The sequence below is a fragment of the Bacillus sp. 05T31 genome (assembly GCF_056396725.1).
Genome location: NZ_JBFTMA010001201.1, coordinates 1 through 708, shown reverse-complemented (window position 1 = coordinate 708; position 708 = coordinate 1). Strand labels below are relative to the sequence as shown.

General features: G+C 35.3%; 2 pseudogenes. One reads left to right on the top strand and one right to left on the bottom strand.

The window, feature by feature from the left end:
* A pseudogene (locus AC1DJR_RS32425) lies at positions 1–201 on the top strand (IS3 family transposase); the annotation flags it as partial.
* Positions 202–258: 57 nt separating this feature from the next.
* On the opposite strand, the pseudogene AC1DJR_RS32420 reads toward AC1DJR_RS32425, so the two are convergent.
* Positions 259–708, bottom strand: a pseudogene (locus tag AC1DJR_RS32420) (ABC transporter permease); the annotation flags it as partial.

The window sequence follows — 708 nt, the reverse complement described above, 5'->3', positions numbered from 1 at the left end:
CTGTTATGACAATGCCGTTATTGAAAATTTCTTCGGTATCATGAAATCGGAATTTCTGTATCGAAAAGAATTTGAAAGTATAACACATTTCAAACAAGAATTAGCAAAGTATATAGAATACTATAATCATAAAAGAATTAAGGCAGCCTCTAGGGTATGAGCCCGGTACAATACCGGGCTCATACCCTAGAGGCTGCCTAATGAAACGACCTGTCTAACTTTCGGGGGTCACTTCAGTTAYCCTTAACGGCTTTTTGYTTATGCTGTTAAATCTCGTTTTATAAATACAGTATAGGAAACCCCTAAAAATACAGCTAAGTATAGAAGAAGCATACAAGAAGCAAATGGGAATGTTACTCCATCAATAAAGCTTCCACCCTTTAAAAGCCCATATAAATCTGTATTCGCTGGTAATAAATATTTCGCCCATTCATATCTTGCTGCCGGAATTAGCGCTATTCCCCCTGATAATGCAAGAAATAAAGAAATCCCGATTGCACCTCCGCTCGATCTCGTTAAAACGGAAATCATAAAGGCAAATGCAGCATACACAAGAGTTGGTAACCAAGATAAAATATAATATTTACTTGCTTCTACGAAAATATTTTGTTTTATTATATTTCCATTTTGAACGACAAATTCAGCCCAAGCTGGTTGTTGGAATTTATAAATAATCAACCCGCATAATACGGAAAAAATCATATATAT